Origin of the sequence: Bradyrhizobium sp. CER78 (assembly GCF_029846235.1) — a bacterium.
In the GTDB taxonomy this organism is placed as follows: Bacteria; Pseudomonadota; Alphaproteobacteria; order Rhizobiales; family Xanthobacteraceae; genus Bradyrhizobium.
In genome coordinates, this window is the sequence record NZ_JARVWP010000006.1 from 164,707 (window position 1) to 183,669 (window position 18,963).

The following is an 18,963-nucleotide window of genomic DNA, read 5'->3' on the forward strand; positions in this document are numbered from 1 at the left end:
ATTTATCGACTGTCAGTCGGTAAGTCAATTGGCTTGCGGATGGAACTGGGCTAGACATGCGCCATGGCAACACAGGCCGAACGGCGCGAGAAAACCAGAGCTTCGATCGTCAAGGCGGCGCGGCGCATTTTTGGCGAGCGCGGCTTTGCGGCCGCGACGATGGACGACATTGCGAGCGGCGCGCGGGTCGCCAAGGGTGCGGTCTATCATCACTTCGCGACCAAGGAGGCGGTGTTCGAGGCGGTGTTCGAGCAGGTGTCGATCGACCTCGTCGCCGATCTCGACCGCATCTCGCGCGCCGAGAACGATCCACTCGCGGCAATGGCGGCGGGAACGCAGGGCTATTTCGCGGCGTGCTCGAAAGGCCCGACCGGCCAGATCATCCTGCGCGACGGCCCCGCCGTGCTCGGCTGGGAGCGCTGGCGCGAGATCGACGCCAAGCATTTCGGCGGAAAATTTCCGCGCGCGCTGGCGGCCGCGATGGAGGCCGGCGTGATCGCGAAGCAGCCGATCGAGCCCTTGGCGCGACTGTTGCTCGGCGCAGTGACGGAAGCCGCGGTCGCGGTGTCAGCGGGCCCCGACATCGGCAAGACCGGCACGGATTACGCGCGGGCGTTCCGTTCGCTGCTCGATGCGCTGAGGGTGAAGTGAATCTGCAATTGTTAGGCTTTTGTACTGGGCAGGCGAAGCGTACCCATAATCTCATAGCCCCGTCACCCTGAGGAGCGCGTAGCGCGTCTCGAAGGGTCGACGGCCACCAGCCGGGCCGCGCATCCTTCGAGGCTCGCAAATGCTCGCACCTCAGGATGACGGGATGGACCGCTTCGCCTGCCCGGGACGACAGCGAGTTTGAGGCGCGGTTCGCGCCCAGCTCAGTCCTTGTCGTTCTCGAGCTGGAAGATCTGCGAGCCTTCGCCGCTCGAGATGAGACCGGTCTTGTTGTAGAGGCCGAGCTTGGCGCGGGTGTCGGCGATGTCGAGGTTGCGCATCGTCAGCTGGCCGATGCGGTCGGCCGGCGTGAAGGCGGCGTCCTCGACCTTCTCCATGCTGAGCCGCTCCGGCGCATAGGTCAGGTTCGGGCTCTCGGTGTTGAGGATGGAGTAGTCGTTGCCGCGGCGCAGCTCGAGCGTCACCTCGCCGGTGACGGCGCGCGCCACCCAACGCTGCGCAGTCTCGCGCAGCATCAAGGCCTGCGAGTCGAACCAGCGGCCCTGATACAGCAAGCGGCCGAGCCGCATGCCGCTGATGCGGTACTGCTCGATCGTATCCTCGTTGTGGATGCCGGTGACGAGCCGCTCATAGGCGATGTGCAGCAGCGCCATGCCGGGCGCTTCATAGATGCCGCGGCTCTTGGCCTCGATGATGCGGTTCTCGATCTGGTCGCTCATGCCGAGGCCATGGCGGCCGCCGATCGCATTGGCTTCCAGGAACAGCGCGACCGGATCGGCGAACGTCTTGCCGTTCAGCGCGACCGGCTGGCCCTCCTCGAACCGCACTACCACTTTCTCGGGCTTGACGTCGCAATCGGCGCGCCAGAACGGCACGCCCATGATCGGGTTCACGATGGTGATGCCGCTCGACAGGCTCTCGAGATCCTTGGCCTCATGCGTCGCGCCGAGCAGATTGCTGTCGGTCGAATAGGCCTTCTCCGCGCTCATCTTGTAGGCGAAGCCCTGCGCGGTCATGAACGCCGACATCTCGGCACGGCCGCCGAGCTCGTCGATGAATTGCTGGTCGAGCCAGGGCTTGTAGATGCGCAGGCTCGGGTTGGTGAGCAGGCCGTAGCGATAGAAGCGCTCGATGTCGTTGCCCTTGAAGGTCGAACCGTCGCCCCAGATGTTGACGCCGTCCTCCTGCATGGCCGCAACCAGCATCGTGCCGGTCACCGCGCGGCCGAGCGGGGTGGTGTTGAAATAGGTGATGCCGCCGGTCGAGATGTGGAACGCACCGGACTGGATCGCCGCGATGCCCTCATGAACCAGCTGGGTGCGGCAATCGACCAGACGGGCCTTCTCGGCGCCGAAATCCATCGCCTTGCGCGGGATCGCGTCGTAATCGGCCTCGTCGGGCTGGCCGAGATTGGCGGTGTAGGCGAACACCTTGGCGCCCTTCAGCTTCATCCAGAGCAGCGCCGCTGAGGTGTCGAGCCCGCCCGAGAACGCGATGCCGACTTTTTCGCCGGTGGGCAGGCTTTTCAGAATCGTACTCATGGGACGGTCCAATCGATCGAAATGGATGAGGTTTGACGAGGCCGAATATCAAATTTCCGAAGGCGGGGCACGCCTTTAATCAGGCTTCGGGCTTGGCTGGCTCCGCTTGGCCGCCCCGGCGCCAGCGCTGCATCCAGCGGTAGCCGGGCATTGCGAGCCGGGTCAGCGCGGCATCGACCTGGGCGTCGGTCAGCCGCGTCGCGGCCCAGCGGTAGATCAGCGCGTAAAACAGCCAGACGGTGAAGAACGACACTAGGCCGGCGATCGCCACATCGGTGAAGAAATGGCCGCCAAAGGCCATTCGAAGCCCGCTGGTGACGATGCCGAACACGGTCGCCCCGGCAAAGGCCAGCGGCCGCCAGGCAGGCGGCGTCAGCGCCGCCGGCGCATAGGTCCAGAACGCGGTGGCGCCCTCGCCGGAGAAGAACGAGCAGTTGCGGGGGCAGCCGCCGCGCGGATCCCACCACGGCATGAATTGCAAATCGCCGCCGAACTGCGTTACGAACACCGGCCGCGGCCGGCCCCAATAATTCTTGAAGGTGAAATTGGTGAGGACACCGGCCGAGAGCAGCATCGTGGTGAGCAGGAACACCGCGGCGCGGCCGGACATCAGCATCGGCCGATCCGGCCGGATGAATTTCCAGACGATGGTCACGATCGCCGGCAGAACCAGCGCCCAGGCGATCCACATCGCCGCATCGCGCGCGAACTGCGCCACCGCATCGAGCTTCAGCGGGAAGGTTTTCTCTGCGACGTCGTAGAACAGCGCCGCCAGCTTCAGGTCGAGCTCGGGATAGAGCCCGAACAGAATGCCGACGATGAGCGCCAGCGCCAGCGCGATGAAAAGTCCGGTCCGGTTCATGGCGCGCGGTTTAGCCGAGGCGGGAGGGCATGGAAAGTGCGTCGGCTTGCCTTACCCTCCTCTGGAGGGGAGCGTAAGCGTTGCATCACGGCCGCGGCGATTGCGACGGCAATGGCGGGGGTGGCGGCAAGGGGCGCGGCGGCTCGCGCCAGGCGCCGGCGGTGCGGCCGGCGATCAGCCAGTAGACCAGGCCCGCGACGATGCCGGCGCCGGTCATGATCTCCATGTGCCGGCGCACGATGCCGTGGAACTGCATCGTGTCGGGATCGAACGGGATCAGGCCGAGATAGCAGGCCGCGCCGACGATCGCGCCGCCGACGGCATAGGCCAGCACGCTCCTGATGAAGAACGCCTCGGTGATCAGCACCACGATCAGCGCGGGCAGCAGCGCAAAGCCTGAGATGAAGATGAAACCGAAGCCGAGCACGATATCGATCGCACTCTGGTCGATCTGCCCGCCGAAATCAGAGATCTCGGGATATAGCACCGCGCCGACCACGATGATCCCCGCCACGAAGCAGGCCATCAGGAAGCCGAACGCAACGACGAACAGGCGGCCGATCAGGGCCATGCTAGAGCCTCACCGTCATTGCGAGCGGAGCGAAGCAATCCATCTCTCGGCTCGCGGAGATATCGATTGCTTCGTCGCTTCGCTCCTCGCAATGACGGATTGCATGGAGAGTGGCACTGCTCAATCCGTCATCGCCATCGCGCGCAACGCCTGGCGCTCGCGGGCGGAGAGTTTTTCGGTCTCCGACTTGAGCTGGCCGCAGGCGGCGAGGATGTCGCGGCCGCGCGGCGTGCGCACCGGCGAGGAGTAGCCGGCGTTCAAGATGTATTCGGAGAATTTCTCGATCTGCTCCCAGTCCGAGCATTCGTAGGCGGTGCCCGGCCATGGATTGAACGGGATCAGATTGATCTTGGCCGGAATACCCTTGAGCAGCTTGACCAGGAGCTTCGCGTCATCGAGCGAATCGTTGATGCCCTTGAGCATCACATATTCGAAGGTGATACGTCGCGCATTCGAGGCGCCGGGATAGTCACGGCAAGCCTGTAGCAGCTCCTTGATCGGATATTTGCGGTTCAGCGGCACCAGCTCGTTGCGTAGCTCGTCGCGCACCGCATGCAGCGAGATCGCGAGCATGACGCCGATCTCGTCGCCGGTGCGCTGGATGTTCGGCACCACGCCCGAGGTCGACAGCGTGATGCGGCGGCGGGAAATGCCGATGCCTTCATTGTCGCCGACGATCAACAGCGCATCGCGCACCGCGTCGAAATTGTAGAGCGGCTCGCCCATCCCCATCATCACGATGTTGGTGACGCGGCGGGTGCCGTCCTCGCGGTCGGCCCAGTCATTGAGCCGGTCGCGCGCCACCATCACCTGGCCGACGATCTCGCCGGCGGTGAGGTTGCGCACCAGCCGCTGCGTGCCGGTGTGACAGAACGAGCAGTTCAGCGTGCAGCCGACCTGCGAGGAAACGCACAGCGTGCCGCGATCGGTCTCCGGGATGTAGACGCACTCGACCTCGTGCGGCCGCTCGACCTTGTCGCCGCTCGGGAGCCGCAGCAGCCATTTGCGCGTGCCGTCATTGGAGATCTGCTCGGCGACCACCTCGGGACGGTCGACGGTAAAATGCTTCTCGAGCTCGGCGCGCATGTCCTTCGAGACGTTGGTCATCTCGGCGAAGCTCTTGGCACCACGGAAATACATCCAGTTCCAGAGCTGCTGGGTGCGCATCTTGCGCTGGCCGGCCTGCACACCGATTTCGCCCAGGCGATCTGATATCTCCGCGCGCGACAGCCCGATCAGCGACGGCTTGGCCGGCGGCACATAGGTCTCGAGCGGAACCTTTTCGACCAGCGCGCTGGCGCCGGGCACGGCAGTGGGGATCACGGTGTCGGTCATGAAACCTCAAATAGGCCTTCCAGCCGGTGCTGGAAAGCCACCAAATACCTCGATTTTACGTCTCTGAGCGGACTTTGTCGGCCGGATCGCGCTCTAGCGCCGGCAGTCCTGCCCCAACCGGTCGAGCGCCTGCGCCAGGCCCTTCAGCGAGAAGCTGTCGATCGTCTCGGTACCCTTCGCCGAGACGGCTTTTACCGTCAGATCGGCCGATTTGCGCATGGCTTCCACCATCCGCTCCTCCTCGGCCGCATTCTTGATCCAGAGGCCGTCGCCCTGCGTGTACATCGCATAGGTCCCGCCGCCGACCTGCAGCGTCGATTCCGAGCCCGGCTTCACTGTGTAGCCGATCATGATCGAGACTTCGTTGACGACCTTTTCGGCCGGACGGGTCGAGATGAAGGCATAGGCCGGATCGCGCGGCCGGTTCGGCGGGTTGGTCTTCGACGACGACGGCTTGGCGAGCGCAAAGCACACCTTCTTGCCGTTCGGCGAGGCGGTGTAGGCACCCCAGGTGCCGAATTGGCCGATCAAGGTCGGTTCCGCACCGCCGGCCGCAGCCGCGGCGGCCGAAGGCGCCGGCTTGGCCGCTTCCTTCGCCGTATCCCTCTTGGGCGCAGCCAGCGTCGGTGCAAGGGTAATGATCCCGCACAGAACACAAGCCGCCAGTGATGTCAGAATCTGCCGCACGGCCAACTGGTTCCCCCATCATTGTGACTGCAAGATGGCCCGGCGATTCCCCCTCCGCCGGCTCGGATGGATAACCGGGAAACGCTTTTTTGGGAAGGCAGTTAGGCTTGGGCGCGCGTCAGCCAAAAGCCGCACGCGCGTTGTCGCACCTCGATGCTTGTTGTCGCTGATCAGCCTTGATCATGCCTTGGCGCGTGCTGCGCGCTGGCTCTCCCACTGCGCATCGGTCCATTGCAGCAGGTCCTCGGCACCGGAACTGCGCAAATGCGAGCCGCCGTCCTGCACCACCATCTCGCCATTGATGTAGCCGGCCTGATCCGAGATCAGGAAGGTCGCAAGATTGGCGAGCTCCGAATGCTCGCCGGCGCGGCCGAGCGGATTGCGATGCGACCAGGTCTCACGGCGCCCTTCGGGACGCAGCTGTCCGGTAGCACCTGGCGTCGGGAACGCGCCGGGTGCGATCGCCACGGTGCGAATGCCCTTCGGGCCCCATTCGACGGCAAGGCTCTTGGTCATCGCCAGCACCGCGGTCTTGGCCATCGACGACGGCACGGTGAAGGCGCGGCCGGTGATTGTCGAGGTCGACAGGATCGAGAGCACCACGCCCTTGTGCTTGCCTTCGATCCAGCGGCGGCCGGCAGCGAGCGTGCAGTACATCGTGCCGTGCAGCGTCGGCGCGAGGATCGCGTCCGCCGCACGGAATGACAAATGTTCGCTCTGCGCAATAAAGGTTGCGGCAGCATTGTTGACCAGCACGTCGATCGGCGCGTCCTGCCACACCTGGTCCATCATCGCTTCGACAGCAGCGCCATCGCGGATATCGCAGCGCGCGGTCGAGACCTTGGCGCCGAACTCGCTGCGGAATTTGCCTGCGGTTTCCTCCAGCAGCGCCTCGCGGCGCCCGCAGATGATCAGTTCGGCGCCGAGTTCGGCAAAGCGGGCGCCCATCGCCGCGCCAAGGCCGGAGCCGCCGCCGGTGATCAGGATGCGCTTTTTCGCTAGCAGGCCTTTTTCAAACATAGTTTGATCCCTCCGCTTTGTATTGTCGCTCCGCCGCAAATCCGGCATGAAGCTTGTAGTGCAAGATCTTGCAGCTCTTTCTGCGTCCGAAACTCAGGTGTGTCCATGAAAGCCATCCTCTGCTCGCAATACTGTCAACCCGACGATCTCGTGCTGGCAGACGTGCCCGATCCGGTGGCCGGACCTGGCGAAGCCGTGATCGCGATCAAGGCGGCGGCGCTCAATTTCTTCGACATCCTGATGATTCAGGGCAAGTATCAGATCAAGCCGCCGTTCCCGTTCTCGCCGGCCGCCGAAGTCGCCGGCGTGATCGAAAGCATCGGCGCTGGTGTCACCGATCTGAAGGTCGGCGATCGCGTCGTGGCTTCATGCGGTCACAACGGCGCGCGTGACAAGATCGCGCTGCCGGCGAATACGATCGTGAAGATTCCTGACAATCTCGATTACGATCGCGCCGCCGGCATCATCATCATCTACGGCACCGCGCTGCATGCGCTGGAAGATCGCGCGAGCCCGAAGCCGGGCGAGACGCTCGCGGTGCTGGGCGCCGCCGGCGGCACCGGCCTTGCCGCGTGCGAGCTCGGCAAGCTGATGGGCCTGAAAGTGATCGCCTGCGCATCGTCGGACGAGAAGCTTGCATTCGCCAAGCAGCACGGCGCCGAGCTGACGCTGAACTACGCCAAGGAAGATCTCAAAGAGGGCCTGCGCAAGCTGACCGACGGCAAGGGCGCCGACATCGTGTTCGATCCGGTCGGCGGCGCCTATGCCGAAGCCGCGTTGCGCTCGACCGCATGGGAAGGCCGCTTCCTGGTGATCGGCTTTGCCGCAGGTGACATCCCGAAGATCCCGCTCAACCTCGCGCTGCTGAAGGGCTGCGATATCCGCGGCGTGTTCTGGGGCGCGTGGGCGCGGCAGAATCCCGAGAAGAACCGCAAGAACCTCGAGAAGCTCGTGCAGTGGACCGCCGAGGGTAAGATCTCCTCCCATGTCGACCGCACCTTCCCGCTGTCGCAAACAGCGGAAGCCCTGAAGGTGCTCGCCGGCCGCAAGGCGATGGGCAAGGTGATCCTGCATCCGGGCAGCTGAGCTGGGAAACCGCGTTCCCCTATCACCGTCACCCTGAGGAGCGCGTAGCGCGTCTCGAAGGGTCGACGGCCCTGGACCGGGCCGCGCATCCTTCGAGGCTCGCAAGAGCTCGCACCTCAGGATGACGGATCAAGAGTTTAGTAGCCCGGATGGAGCGTAGCGAAATCCGGGACTGAACCATCAGCAGCTAGAGTGGCCCCGGATTGCGCTTCGCTTCATCCGGGCTACGCGTACGCGCACTCACTCCGCCTCAGGCACCCCGCGCTTCAACGCCGTGCGTGCGGCTTCGCGGTGGTCCGGCGTGATATGGCTTGCCACCATGCGGATCGCGGTTGCGAGCACCGCCGCATCGTCGGTGAAGCCGAGCACCGGCAGCATGTCCGGAATGAAATCGAACGGCAGGATGAAATAGGCGATCGCGCCGAGCAGCGCGGCCTGGACATGGCGCGGCGTCTGCCGATCGAAGGCGCAGTAATAGGCGGCCAGCAGGTCCTCGGCGAAAGGCAGGCGCGCCACCACTTTCTTGAACTTGATCCAGAAACGGCGGCGCACGCTTTCCGGGTCCTGCGCCAGCCGGTCGGCAGGCCCAAATCGCATACCGTAGTCGCTCGTTGCCATCGCCAGGGTTCCTCGACGCCGCGACAGTTCGGCGGCGGACGAAGCGAATCTGGGGATGTCCGCCAACCGGCGCAAGGCTGCGGGCAACAGGGTCAGTTGACCCCAAGCTGCCTTGCGATCGCGTTCATGGCCTTGGCGAGCTCGATATCGCGCTTGGTCACCCCGCCGACGTCATGGGTCGCGAGCACGACCTCGACCGTCTTGTAGACGTTCTTCCATTCCGGGTGATGATCGTTCTTCTCGGCGACCAAAGCGGCGCGCGCCATGAAGCCGAAAGCCTCGTTGAAGTCCTTGAACACGAAGGTCTTTGCGATCGCCTCGCGATCGGCCAGCTCGGTCCAGCCGGCCAGTTCCCACAGCGCGGCCTTCCGTGCTTCCGCTGACAGCTTTTCGACCATGGTAACCCTCCCGTTTGCCGCCGACCTTAGCCTAACAATCGGCCTCCGGGTGGGATCCATGCCGAAATTAAGGCCGAAATCGCGTCCTATCGCCGCTGGTAACCATGACGGAGATGTAACATCTGTCCGTTCAGTAATTTGCTACAAACAGAGGATGTATCCCCGTTGGTAGTTTGCGAAATTGAGCCCAGACGGTTGTTTGCGAGATCGATGATCCAAGGCCGATGACAGACGGCTCCGCCAGCATATCGCCCAAGCCGTTGCGCTCCGCCAAGCGCCGGCTGATGTTCGTTTTGATCGCGGGCGCGCTCGCCATCATCGGCGCAACGGCCGCCGGCTACTATTTCGCGGTGCGTCCGGTGACGCTCAAGATCGCGGTCGGCCCGGCGAACAGCGATGACCTCAAGGTCGTGCAGGCGCTGGCGCAGGCCTTCAACAACCAGCAGCATACCCAGGTCAAACTTCGACCAGTGCAGACCGACGGCGCCACCGCGAGTGCAAAGACGCTGGCCGACGGCAAGGCCGACCTCGCCATCATCCGCGGCGATCTCGAGGTGCCGAAGAATGCGCAGGCGGTCGCGACCTTGCGCAAGAACGTCGTGGTGATGTGGGTTCCGCCCGCAAAGGGCAAGGTTCGCAAATCCGCCAAGATCACCAAGATCGCGCAGCTTGCCGGCCGCAAGATCGGCGTCGTCGGCCGCACCCCGGCCAATGTCGATCTGCTGAAGCTGATCCTGACGCAATACGGCGTCGACCCGATGAAGGTCGAGATCGTGCAATTCCCGGCCAATGAAGCGCCGGACGCCATCAAGAACCTGAAGGCCGACGCCTACCTTGCCGTCGGTCCGGCCAACAGCAAGCTCACGATCGATGCGATCACGGCATCGACCAAGGACGGCGGCGAGCCGACCTTCCTGGCGATCGACGCGTCCGAAGCGATCGCGCAAAACCATCCGGCCTATGAGGCCGCCGAAATCCCCGCCGGCTCGCTCGGCTCGGCCGACCGGCCCGACGACGAAGTCAAGACGATCAGCTTCTCGCACCACATCGTCGCGCGAAAGGGCCTGTCGGACTCGACAGTCGCAGCCTTCACCCGGCAATTGTTCGCGATCCGGCAATCGCTCAAGAACGACTTCCCGCTCGCCGCAAAGATCGAGACGCCCGACACCGACAAGGACGCCACCATCCCGGTGCATCCCGGCGCGGCTGCCTTCGTCGACGGCGAGGAAAAGACCTTCCTCGACCGCTACAGCGATTACATCTGGTGGAGCCTGATGGCGTTCTCGGCGATGGGCTCGGCCGGTGCGTGGTTCGCCGGCTATCTCAAGCAGGACGAGCGCAACACCAACACCTCGCAGCGCGAACGCCTGCTGGAGATGCTGAAGGCCGCACGGCAGAGCGATTCGACCGATGAGCTCGACCAGCTGCAGGCCGAAGCCGACGACATCCTGCGCCACACGCTGGACTGCTTCGAGCATGGCGCCATCGAGGAAGGTACGTTGACCGCGTTCAACATCGCGCTCGAGCAGTTCCACAACGCCGTCGCCGACCGCAAGGCACTGCTGCTGAGCATGCCGCAGAACTTGCAGCGGACCGCGACGCAGTTTCGCGCGGCGGGCACGGCGTAGCCGTCAATCCCTCTCCATCCGCGGACACTCTTCGCCTCCTCCGCTTGCGAATGACTCCGTCCGTTTTCTCATCCGAAGACTTGTGAGGGAGTCACCGGCGGTAGGGTTCCCTCCCCCCTTGCGGGGGAGGGTTAGGGAGAGGGGTGCCACACGACGTGCTCTCTCCGTATGCGGTTCGACACAAGTGAGCTGCGAAGGCACCATTCTCATGTGCATCTCGCCCGGGGCCCACCCCTCTCCCCACCCTCCCCCGCAAGGGGGGAGGGTGCCTGACGTGCGTGCTCGCCTTACGAACGAAGCCCGGATCAGCTGCAAACTTCACGCACGCTGATGATCCGCCGTCCCGCCCTGTAATCTCACCGTCATGGAATTTTCCTACGTCTTTGCGAGCCCGCGGCGCATTGTCGCCGCGACCTGAGGAGGCTCCCCATGACGATCCGGTTCTCGCGAAATCTCACCCGCCGACGCTTTCTTGCCACGGCAGCGGCTACCGGCGCCGGCGTGATCGCGATGCCTTATCTGTCGCGCGCTGCCGATCGCCCGGTGATCACCCACGGCGTGCAGTCCGGCGATGTCGGCGTCGACGGCGGCGTGGTGTGGGCGCGCGCGGACCGGCCGGCGCAGATGATGGTCGAGGTTGCGACCACGGAATCGTTCAAGGACGCCCGTGCGCTGCCGCCGATCACGGCGCTGCCGGAGAGCGACTTCACCGCCAAGATGCTGCTGGAGAACCTGCCCTCGGGCCAGGACATCTTCTACCGCGTCCGCTTCCGCGACCTCGCCCATATCGACATTGTCGGCGAGCCCGTGGTCGGCCGCTTCCGCACCGCGCCGAGCGACCGCCGGGATGTTTCGTTCGTGTGGGGCGGCGACGTTGCCGGCCAGGGCTGGGGCATCAATCCCGACGACGGCGGTATGATCACCTTCGCCGCGATGAAGAAGCACAATCCGGATTTCCTGCTGCATTCCGGCGACACCATCTACGCCGACGGCGTGATCCCGGCCGAGGTGAAGCTCCCCGACGGCAAGATCTGGAAGAACATCACGATCCCGGAGAAAGCCAAGGTCGCCGAGACGCTCGACGAATACCGCGCCGCGCATAAATACAATTTTCTCGACTCCAACCTGCGCGCCTTCAATGCCGAGGTGCCGATCTTCGTGCAGTGGGACGATCACGAGGTGACCAACAACTGGTCGCTGTCTAAGCAGCTGCCTGCGGCCTACAAGGAGCGCGACATCACCGTGCTGGCGGCGCGCGCGGCCAAGGCCTTCCACGAGATGTATCCGATGCGCGAGAGCATCGTCGAGCCGGGCCGGGTCTATCGCACGCTGAGCTACGGCCCGCATCTCGATGTGTTCATGCTCGACGAGCGCAGCTATCGCGGCCCGAACGGTCCGAACCTGCAAGAACAATATGGCCCCGACGCCTATTTCATCGGGCCGGACCAGATGACCTGGCTGAAGCGCGCGCTGCTCAACTCGCGCGCCACCTGGAAGGTAATCGCCTCCGACATGCCACTGTCGCTGATCGTCTATGACGATGCCGCCAACAAGAAGGGCTCGGAAGCGTTTGCGCAGGGCGACGGCCCGGCGCGCGGCCGCGAGCTCGAGATCGCCGACATCCTGCGCTTCATCAAGACCGCGGGGATCGTCAACACGGTGTGGCTGACCGCCGACGTGCACTACGCGGCGGCGCACTACTACAACCCGAACAAGGCCCAGTTCCAGGAGTTCGATCCGTTCTGGGAATTCGTCTCCGGCCCGCTGCACGCCGGCACGTTCGGCCCGAACGAGCTCGACAACACGTTTGGTCCCGAGGTGAAGTTCGTCAAGGCGCCGGGCGAGGCCAACCAGAACCTGCCGCCGTCGGCCGGCATGCAGTTCTTCGGCCACGTCAAGATCGACGGCAAGAGCGGGCAGATGACGGTGAGCCTGCGCGATCGCGTCGACGCCGAGCTGTGGGCGATCACGCTCGATCCGAAGCCGGTGTAATCCGGCCGCCGCAGCGGGGGAACCAGACGCCCTGACCGCGATGCCCTTGTCCGAGAGGCAAGGGCATCGCGATTGACGGGGGATGGACGCGACCGGCCTCTTCCGGTACCGATATCACAGCCGTTATGCTGGGGGCCCGGAGGGGCGGAGCATGAGGCGCTGCGAGTTCTTTCGCGTGCTCGGTGGCATCGTCGCGAGGCTTCGGCCTCGCCGCTTGATTGTTGTCGCGATCGCCGTGTTCGCGCTGCTGCCGATCGAAGTCAGCGATGCCGGCTGGCTGCCTGATTTCTTCAAGACCTCGTCCAAGCATGCCAAGGCGCCAAAGCGCGCGAAGTTGGCAAGGTCGGCCAAACTGGCACGGCACCGCGCGCCGGCAAAGCACCACGCCACGCGGCTTGCCGCCCTTGGGCCGGTCGCCCTGCCGCCTTCCGTTCTCAAGCCGGCCGCAGGCAAATGCGATCCCGCGACATTCCGGATCGTTGTCGATGTCGGACATACCGCTGAATCGGAAGGCGCGATGAGCGCCCGCAACGTCGCCGAATTCGCCTTCAACCTGCGCCTTGCACGGCAGATCGAGGAGACCCTGAAGGCCGAAGGCTTTGCCGAAACCAGGCTGCTTTTGAGCGAAGGCAAAGCAAGACCCAGCCTGTTCAGGCGCGTCGCCGCCGCCAACAATCTGCACGCTGATCTCCTGCTGTCGATCCACCACGACTCCGTGCCCAACAAGATGCTCGAGGATTGGGAATTCGAGGGCAAGAAAAGCCATTTCAGCGACCGCTTCAGCGGCTACTCCGTGTTCGTCTCCCGGGAGAATCCGGATTTCGCGACGAGCTTGCGGTTCGCCGAACTGGTCGCGAAGGAAATGAAGGCCGGGGGGTTGCACTATGCCGTGCAGTACAGCCTGCCCATCATGGGTCACGACCAGCACCCGCTGCTGAACAAGGACACCGGCGTCTACAGCTATGATGAGTTGATCGTGCTGCGGAAGACCGCGATGCCCGCGGTCCTGCTGGAGGCGGGCTCGATCATCAATCGGGACGAAGAACTCGCAATGGACTCGCCGGAACGCCGCAACATCATCGCCGGCGGAGTCGCGTCTGCGGTGAAGGAATTCTGCGATCCGCACTGGGCCCTGCTCGGTCCGCTCTGACGGCCGAGCGATCGGCACGTCCTCGCTCAGCCCGGTTTGGCCGCCTTGAGCTCGCTGAGCTTGGTCAGCGCTTGTTCGAACTTGGCGTTGAACAGCCACATCGCATCGAGGATTTCGCGGAAGGTCGCGGATGATTTGGCCCGGTCGGCGCGGCCGAACGCGAAGACGCTGTTGTTGCGCAGATATCCCATGATCCTGGGATCGGAAATCCTGTAGCCGACGAGGTTGCCTGACTTCAGCGCGGCCCGCGTTGGCGTCGGAATGATCTGGATCAGTTCGAACAGCTTCATTTGATCGATCGGATCGGGCAGCGCCTTTGCGATCGCCGGGACCTGCGGGAAAATGTCCGCGTGTGCGTTCATGAGCGCGTCGCGCACCGCAGTCCAGTGATTGAACCGATGGTCGAGATTGCCGGCCCGGGCCTCTTCCGTGTCGTCGCGACGGCTCAGCGCGGGATCGAGGGCTGCGACCGATCCCTTGATGGCGGCCCACTTCTTTCGACCGTTGCGATCTTCGGACGGGCCGGTCTGCAGGCTACCCTTGTAAGTGTTCGACCGCGCATTTCCCGCATTCTGCTTGCCGTTTGTCTCGGCAAAGAACAGGCCGAGGCTGATACGGCCCGCGGTCGCGGCAGCAACGGGATCGAGCCCCTTGGCGCGCGCGATCACCGTCGCCAGGTCGACCACGTCCTTGAATGGCGTATCGGAGCTTTGCGCGTCGGAGGGCGGCGCCTCCATGACGTCGAACAGCTTCCTGTACTCGTCGAGCAGCGGCTCATTGTCGGCGTCGAAATAGGCCGGAGGGATTCCGGATCTGCCTGACTTGCCGATCCTGGATGGAAGCGCATCGGTGAGATCCTTGTATGCGCTCATCATTTCGACCCGGGCAAGGTAGAGCGCCTGACCCGGCAGGGTGGGCAGCGGCTGCCTGGAATCGATCTGCGCGCGCCGCTGTCGCAGGATCGAGACGAAGTTCTTCAGCGCATTGTCGTAGGCCTTGAGCGCGGCGGCTTGCTCGCTCGTGAGCGCGGCCGGCTCAGCGATGGCTGGACGCGCCACAACCGGCGCGAGGAGCAGCCCGAGAGCGAGCGCTGCTGCGCGCGCAGCGGCAGATATTCTGATCGCCATCCTGATTGCCATGACAGATTCCCGGGCCTGTGCGTCGCCGAATCCGATATTCCGGATCGTAGACTGCGTGGCCGAAGCCCGGCAATCCGTCAAAGCTCGTTTCTCAGCGCAGCTTCAAGCGTCTCGCTCGAGCACGGCTTGGTCAGCCGCGGTTTGTCGGCGAGCGATTCCGGCAGCCTGATGTCAGCGCCGTACCCCGTGACGAATGCGAAAGGCACCTTCAGCGCAGCGAGCCGCTCGGCGATCGCGAACGTCTTCTCGCCCCTGACGAGGCCGACGTCGAGCAGCGCGAAATCCGGCGCGCGTTCGGCGATCAGTTCGAGCGCACGGGCGACGTTCGCAGCGGTGCGTACCGTCCGGGCGCCGAAGCCGAGGATGGTATCTTCGAAATACAGCGAGATGATCGGATCGTCCTCGACCACTAGGACATCACCGGGCATGCCGGCATTGGGGGCGGATTCCATGACGCGGTGTCCAATTCTTCGATGATGGATAAAAGACCGGATCAGTCCGGCCGGATGGCCCGCGACCGGCGCCGAAAGCACGCCGGCTGTTCCCGAGATGAAACCCACCACATCGCGAGCTACCGCGTCTGTTCACTAGTGAACATAAAAGCTGGAACATTTTCAGTATGGTCCGCGTTGGGTTTCAGGATTTTCTAATGATTGCCAAACGAACCGATTTGGCCGGGACGAGCGACCGGCCATTCAACAATCTCTTGCGCCGGCTGAATGCCGCCGATTACGAGCTGATCGCACCGCATCTTGCGGTGGTCGATGCTGCGGCCGGCGACCTGCTCTACAATCCCGGCGACGACGTCCAGATCGTGCATTTCCCATGCGGGCCGAGCCTTGCGTCCTACATGGTGGCCAACGAGGACGGACGCGATGTCGAAACCATCCTGGTCGGCCGCGAGGGCGCCGTCGGCGGCATCGTCAGCCAGGGCTTCCTGCCGGCCTATACCCGCATCACCGTCAAGTTCGGCGGCCCGTTTGTGCGGCTGCCGATCAGCAAGCTCGACGCCGCCAAGCTGAAGTCGATCTCGGTGCGCAACATCTTCGCGCGTTATGCCGATTGCATGCTGGCGCAGATCTTCCAGTCGACCGCCTGCAACGCGATCCACTCGATCGAGCAGCGCGCCGCAAAATGGATCATCTCGGCGATGGAGCGCACCAACGGCAATGGCGTGGTGCCGCTCACGCATGAGCAGCTCTCGACCTTGCTCGGCGTCGGCCGCAGCTACACCAGCCGGGTGATCCAGAACTTCAAGGCGGAGGGCGTGCTGGACACCCGCCGCGGCGCGATCGTGATCCGCGACCCGGACAAGCTCCGGCTGCGCTCCTGCATGTGCAACGAGGCGGTGAAGGATCACTTCGAGGAAGTGCTGCGCGGGGTCTATCCAAGCGAGGACAACCCGGCGAACTAGGCTCACCTCGCCCCGCTTGCGGGGAGAGGTCGGATTGCATCGCCAGATGCAATCCGGGTGAGGGGGTGCAGGTCCCTCAACGTACACTGCCTGGCGGAGAGAGCCCCTCACCCCAACCCTCTCCCCGCAAGAGCGGGGCGAGGGAGAACAACTATCGCGGGCCGCGAAAATCACGCTACACTCGCCTCATGAGTGGGGCTGAACTTCACGCCGTCTTCGACGTCGCAGCATGGGGCGCGGCTGCGGCCGCCATGTGGTGGCTATCGCGTATACGCGGGCTGCAATTCCCGCGGCAATCCTTCGAGCTGCCCTACATCGCGGTGCTGGTGTTCGGCGCCGGCATCGGCGCCTACATCTTCGGCACGCTGAACCTGTGGTTCTCGGGCATGCCCGGCATCGCCCGCTCGGTCGAGGGCGCGCTGGCCGGCGGCATCGTCGCGATCGAGCTATACAAATGGCTGCACGGCATCTCGCTGCGAACGGGTGCGCGGTTCGCGCTGCCGCTTGCGATCGGCGTCGCGGTCGGCCGGCTCGGCTGCTATTTCGCGGGCCTCGAGGATTTCACCTATGGCACGCCGACCACGCTGCCCTGGGGCCATGATTTCGGCGACGGCGTGCTGCGCCATCCGGTGCAGCTCTATGAAAGCCTGGCGATGGCGGCATTCGCGGCCTTCTATGTCTGGGCCGTATTGAACCGCAACGCCGCTGTCATCACCAATGGATTCTACCTCGTGCTGTTCTTCTACGGCCTGCAGCGCTTCGTCTGGGAGTTCATCAAGCCCTACGGCGCGCTGATCGGCCCGTTCTCGCTGTTCCACCTGCTGTCGCTGTTTGTCATGGTCTATGCCGCCGTCATGCTCGCGACGGCGCCGAATGCGAGTGTGAAGCATGAACGCGCCGCTGCGTAAGTCCCGCCCCTACATCTTCTGGGGCCAGACCCAATCGCTCTGTGAGACCTGCCTCACCCTGGTGCCGACCAAGATCCAGATATCAGGCAACGAGGTCTGGTACGAGAAGCGCTGCAAACAGCACGGCGTGCAATCGACGCTGGTCTCGACCGATTCAGCCTACTGGCGGCTGTGCAAGGATTTCATCAAGCCCGGCGACCGGCCGCTCGCCTTGCAGCGCCACACCGAATTCGGCTGCCCCTATGATTGCGGGCTGTGTCCGGACCATGAGCAGCATTCCTGCCTGGCGCTGATCGAGATCACTGAGCACTGCAACCTGACCTGCCCGGTGTGCTTTGCGGATTCCTCGCCGGCACGCACCAGCTTCACGCCGCTGGCCAAGATCGAGAAGATGCTGGACGCGCTGGTGGCGAGCGAGGGCGAGCCTGACCTCGTGCAGATCTCCGGCGGCGAGCCGACGCTGCATCCGGACTTCTTCGCGATCCTTGATGCGGTGCGCGCCCGGCCGATCCGCCATGTCATGATCAACACCAATGGCCTCAGGATCGCGCGCGAACCCGACTTCGTGGCGAAACTCGCCGAGAACAAGCGCGGCCTTGAAGTCTACCTGCAATTCGATTCGCTGAAGCGCGAGGCGCTGGTCAATCTGCGCGGCGCGGACCTGCGCAAGATCCGCCAGCAGGCGCTGGAAAATCTCGAACACTACGGCGTCTCGACCACGCTGGTCGCCACCATCAAGCGCGGCGTCAACGACGCCGAGATCGGCGACATCGTCCGCCATGCGCTGACCTGGAAATGCGTCCGCGGCGTCACGCTGCAGCCGGTGCAGGACGCCGGACGTAACAAGAATTTCGACAAGAATACCGACCGCATCATGCTCTCGGAGATTCGCCAGCACGTGATCGAGACGGGGGTGTTCGGCGACAAGGACATGATCCCCCTGCCCTGCAATCCCGAGAGCATTTCGATCGGCTACGGCCTGCGCAACGCCGACAAGGTGCTGCCGCTGACCTCGCTGATCCCGCAGGAGCAGCTCGTCGCCGTGATGCCGAACACGATCAGCCCGGAAAAATATCCGGTATTGCGGGAGAAATTCGTCGACCTGTTCTCGCTGTCGTCGGGGCCGCTCAACACGAGCGAGCGGGTCTGCGAATTGCTGTGCTGCCTGCCGAGCTTCGAGGTGCCGGAGGGGCTGACTTATGAGAACGTGTTCCGCGTCACCATCGTGCAATTCCTCGATCGCTTCAGTTTCTGCGTCGGCAACGTCAAGCGAAGCTGCATCCACTTCGTCACCGAGAGCGGCGCGATCATCCCGTTCGACACCTACAATCTGTTCTACCGTGACGGGAAAATTGACGGCATCCGCGCAAGCCTGGCCGGCCAGACCTATCGCGAGGCACGGCAGGGTGAGGAGGTGCCGCGATGAGCGACGAGGGCCGCCCCATCAATCCGGACGGATCTCCGCCCTCGCTGCCTCCGCCGCTGCCGCCGCAACGCGGCGGCTGCGCGACCGCCTTTATGGCGCTGTTCGGGCTGTTCCTGCTGCTGCCCGGGCTCTGTGCGCTCCTGATCGGCGGCAGCACCTTCTTCGATTCGCGCCCCGATCCCTCGCTACTTTTCCTGGCTCTGCTCGGGCTCGCGGTCGGCTTTGCCGGCGTGATGCTGGTCCGGGCCGCGATCAAGGGGAGCTCATGAGCCATCCCGACCAGCCCCCTCCGACCGAGCCGCCGTGGCGGGAATCCCGCCTGCCGCCCGGCTGCGCGATCTTCATGCTCATCATCGGGGTGCTTTTGCTGGTCCCGGGCGCCCTCTGCGTGGTCCTCAATGTCACCCTGGGCGGGTCCGGTGACCCGCTCACCGGGGTCTCGGTGCTGGTGACGCTTGTTGGCCTCGGGTTGATTGTGTTCGCGCGGGCGCTGAAACGAGGTTGAATCACCCCCGAAAA

Annotated in this window: 20 protein-coding genes; 10 read left to right on the top strand and 10 right to left on the bottom strand. The window is 64.3% G+C overall.

Annotation, left to right across the window (positions count from 1 at the left end):
- Nucleotides 1-63 precede the first annotated feature (63 nt).
- Nucleotides 64-651 (top strand): TetR/AcrR family transcriptional regulator, encoded by a 588-nt coding sequence (locus QDT69_RS14875; RefSeq protein WP_279707264.1) that lies wholly within the window; start codon nt 64-66, stop codon nt 649-651.
- A 221-nt stretch (nt 652-872) separates the two neighbouring features.
- Here QDT69_RS14875 and argG read toward each other — a convergent pair whose 3' ends face one another.
- The 6 genes from argG to QDT69_RS14905 form a co-directional block, all read right to left on the bottom strand.
- Nucleotides 873-2,210, bottom strand: a complete 1,338-nt coding sequence (gene argG, locus QDT69_RS14880) for an argininosuccinate synthase (RefSeq protein WP_279707265.1) — start codon at nt 2,208-2,210, stop codon at nt 873-875.
- A gap of 79 nt (nt 2,211-2,289) precedes the next feature.
- Nucleotides 2,290-3,072 (bottom strand): phosphatase PAP2 family protein, encoded by a 783-nt coding sequence (locus QDT69_RS14885; RefSeq protein WP_279707266.1) that lies wholly within the window; start codon nt 3,070-3,072, stop codon nt 2,290-2,292.
- Between the two features lie 85 nt (nt 3,073-3,157).
- Nucleotides 3,158-3,643 carry a hypothetical protein gene (locus tag QDT69_RS14890; RefSeq protein ID WP_050425736.1) on the bottom strand — a complete coding sequence of 162 codons (486 nt, stop codon included), beginning with the start codon at nt 3,641-3,643 and terminating at the stop codon, nt 3,158-3,160.
- Between the two features lie 120 nt (nt 3,644-3,763).
- A complete protein-coding gene (rlmN, locus tag QDT69_RS14895) occupies nt 3,764-4,978 on the bottom strand; it encodes a 23S rRNA (adenine(2503)-C(2))-methyltransferase RlmN (protein ID WP_279707267.1) in 1,215 nt (404 codons plus the stop codon).
- Between the two features lie 93 nt (nt 4,979-5,071).
- Nucleotides 5,072-5,665, bottom strand: a complete 594-nt coding sequence (locus tag QDT69_RS14900) for an invasion associated locus B family protein (protein ID WP_279707268.1) — start codon at nt 5,663-5,665, stop codon at nt 5,072-5,074.
- Nucleotides 5,666-5,845: 180 nt separating this feature from the next.
- Nucleotides 5,846-6,685 carry an SDR family oxidoreductase gene (locus QDT69_RS14905; RefSeq protein WP_279707269.1) on the bottom strand — a complete coding sequence of 280 codons (840 nt, stop codon included), beginning with the start codon at nt 6,683-6,685 and terminating at the stop codon, nt 5,846-5,848.
- A gap of 105 nt (nt 6,686-6,790) precedes the next feature.
- Between QDT69_RS14905 and QDT69_RS14910 the strand changes: the two genes are divergently transcribed.
- Complete coding sequence (locus tag QDT69_RS14910) at nt 6,791-7,771, top strand: NADPH:quinone oxidoreductase family protein (protein WP_279707270.1); 981 nt, start codon at nt 6,791-6,793, stop codon at nt 7,769-7,771.
- A gap of 240 nt (nt 7,772-8,011) precedes the next feature.
- Here QDT69_RS14910 and QDT69_RS14915 read toward each other — a convergent pair whose 3' ends face one another.
- Entirely contained in the window at nt 8,012-8,389 is a 378-nt protein-coding gene (locus tag QDT69_RS14915) for a YkvA family protein (protein ID WP_279707271.1), read from the bottom strand.
- Between the two features lie 92 nt (nt 8,390-8,481).
- Nucleotides 8,482-8,787: a 4a-hydroxytetrahydrobiopterin dehydratase gene (locus QDT69_RS14920; protein WP_279707272.1), complete on the bottom strand. Its 306-nt coding sequence runs from the start codon at nt 8,785-8,787 to the stop codon at nt 8,482-8,484.
- 284 nt (nt 8,788-9,071) lie between these two features.
- On the opposite strand from QDT69_RS14920, the gene QDT69_RS14925 reads away from it, so the two are divergent.
- The 3 genes from QDT69_RS14925 (at nt 9,072) to QDT69_RS14935 (ending at nt 13,557) form a co-directional block, all read left to right on the top strand.
- Nucleotides 9,072-10,415: a TAXI family TRAP transporter solute-binding subunit gene (locus tag QDT69_RS14925; RefSeq protein WP_347952043.1), complete on the top strand. Its 1,344-nt coding sequence runs from the start codon at nt 9,072-9,074 to the stop codon at nt 10,413-10,415.
- Nucleotides 10,416-10,844: 429 nt separating this feature from the next.
- A complete protein-coding gene (locus QDT69_RS14930) occupies nt 10,845-12,407 on the top strand; it encodes an alkaline phosphatase D family protein (protein WP_279707274.1) in 1,563 nt (520 codons plus the stop codon).
- Nucleotides 12,408-12,558: 151 nt separating this feature from the next.
- Nucleotides 12,559-13,557 carry an N-acetylmuramoyl-L-alanine amidase gene (locus QDT69_RS14935; protein ID WP_279707275.1) on the top strand — a complete coding sequence of 333 codons (999 nt, stop codon included), beginning with the start codon at nt 12,559-12,561 and terminating at the stop codon, nt 13,555-13,557.
- A 26-nt stretch (nt 13,558-13,583) separates the two neighbouring features.
- Here QDT69_RS14935 and QDT69_RS14940 read toward each other — a convergent pair whose 3' ends face one another.
- The gene (locus tag QDT69_RS14940; RefSeq protein WP_279707528.1) at nt 13,584-14,684 is read right to left on the bottom strand and encodes a hypothetical protein; all 1,101 of its coding nucleotides are present in this window, start codon (nt 14,682-14,684) and stop codon (nt 13,584-13,586) included.
- Between the two features lie 89 nt (nt 14,685-14,773).
- The gene (locus tag QDT69_RS14945; protein WP_279707276.1) at nt 14,774-15,148 is read right to left on the bottom strand and encodes a response regulator; all 375 of its coding nucleotides are present in this window, start codon (nt 15,146-15,148) and stop codon (nt 14,774-14,776) included.
- Nucleotides 15,149-15,345: 197 nt separating this feature from the next.
- On the opposite strand from QDT69_RS14945, the gene QDT69_RS14950 reads away from it, so the two are divergent.
- From QDT69_RS14950 to QDT69_RS14970, 5 genes are all read left to right on the top strand, one after another.
- Nucleotides 15,346-16,110 (top strand): Crp/Fnr family transcriptional regulator, encoded by a 765-nt coding sequence (locus QDT69_RS14950; RefSeq protein ID WP_050425742.1) that lies wholly within the window; start codon nt 15,346-15,348, stop codon nt 16,108-16,110.
- Nucleotides 16,111-16,298: 188 nt separating this feature from the next.
- On the top strand, nt 16,299-17,018 hold the full coding sequence (locus QDT69_RS14955) for a prolipoprotein diacylglyceryl transferase family protein (protein ID WP_279707277.1): 720 nt from the start codon (nt 16,299-16,301) through the stop codon (nt 17,016-17,018).
- A complete protein-coding gene (locus QDT69_RS14960) occupies nt 16,999-18,444 on the top strand; it encodes a radical SAM protein (protein ID WP_279707278.1) in 1,446 nt (481 codons plus the stop codon). Before QDT69_RS14955 ends, QDT69_RS14960 begins: the two co-directional genes overlap by 20 nt.
- Nucleotides 18,441-18,713, top strand: a complete 273-nt coding sequence (locus QDT69_RS14965; protein ID WP_279707279.1) for a hypothetical protein — start codon at nt 18,441-18,443, stop codon at nt 18,711-18,713. The genes QDT69_RS14960 and QDT69_RS14965 overlap by 4 nt, the downstream gene beginning before the upstream one ends.
- Nucleotides 18,710-18,949 carry a hypothetical protein gene (locus tag QDT69_RS14970; protein ID WP_279707280.1) on the top strand — a complete coding sequence of 80 codons (240 nt, stop codon included), beginning with the start codon at nt 18,710-18,712 and terminating at the stop codon, nt 18,947-18,949. The genes QDT69_RS14965 and QDT69_RS14970 overlap by 4 nt, the downstream gene beginning before the upstream one ends.
- The last annotated feature ends 14 nt before the right edge of the window (nt 18,950-18,963 follow it).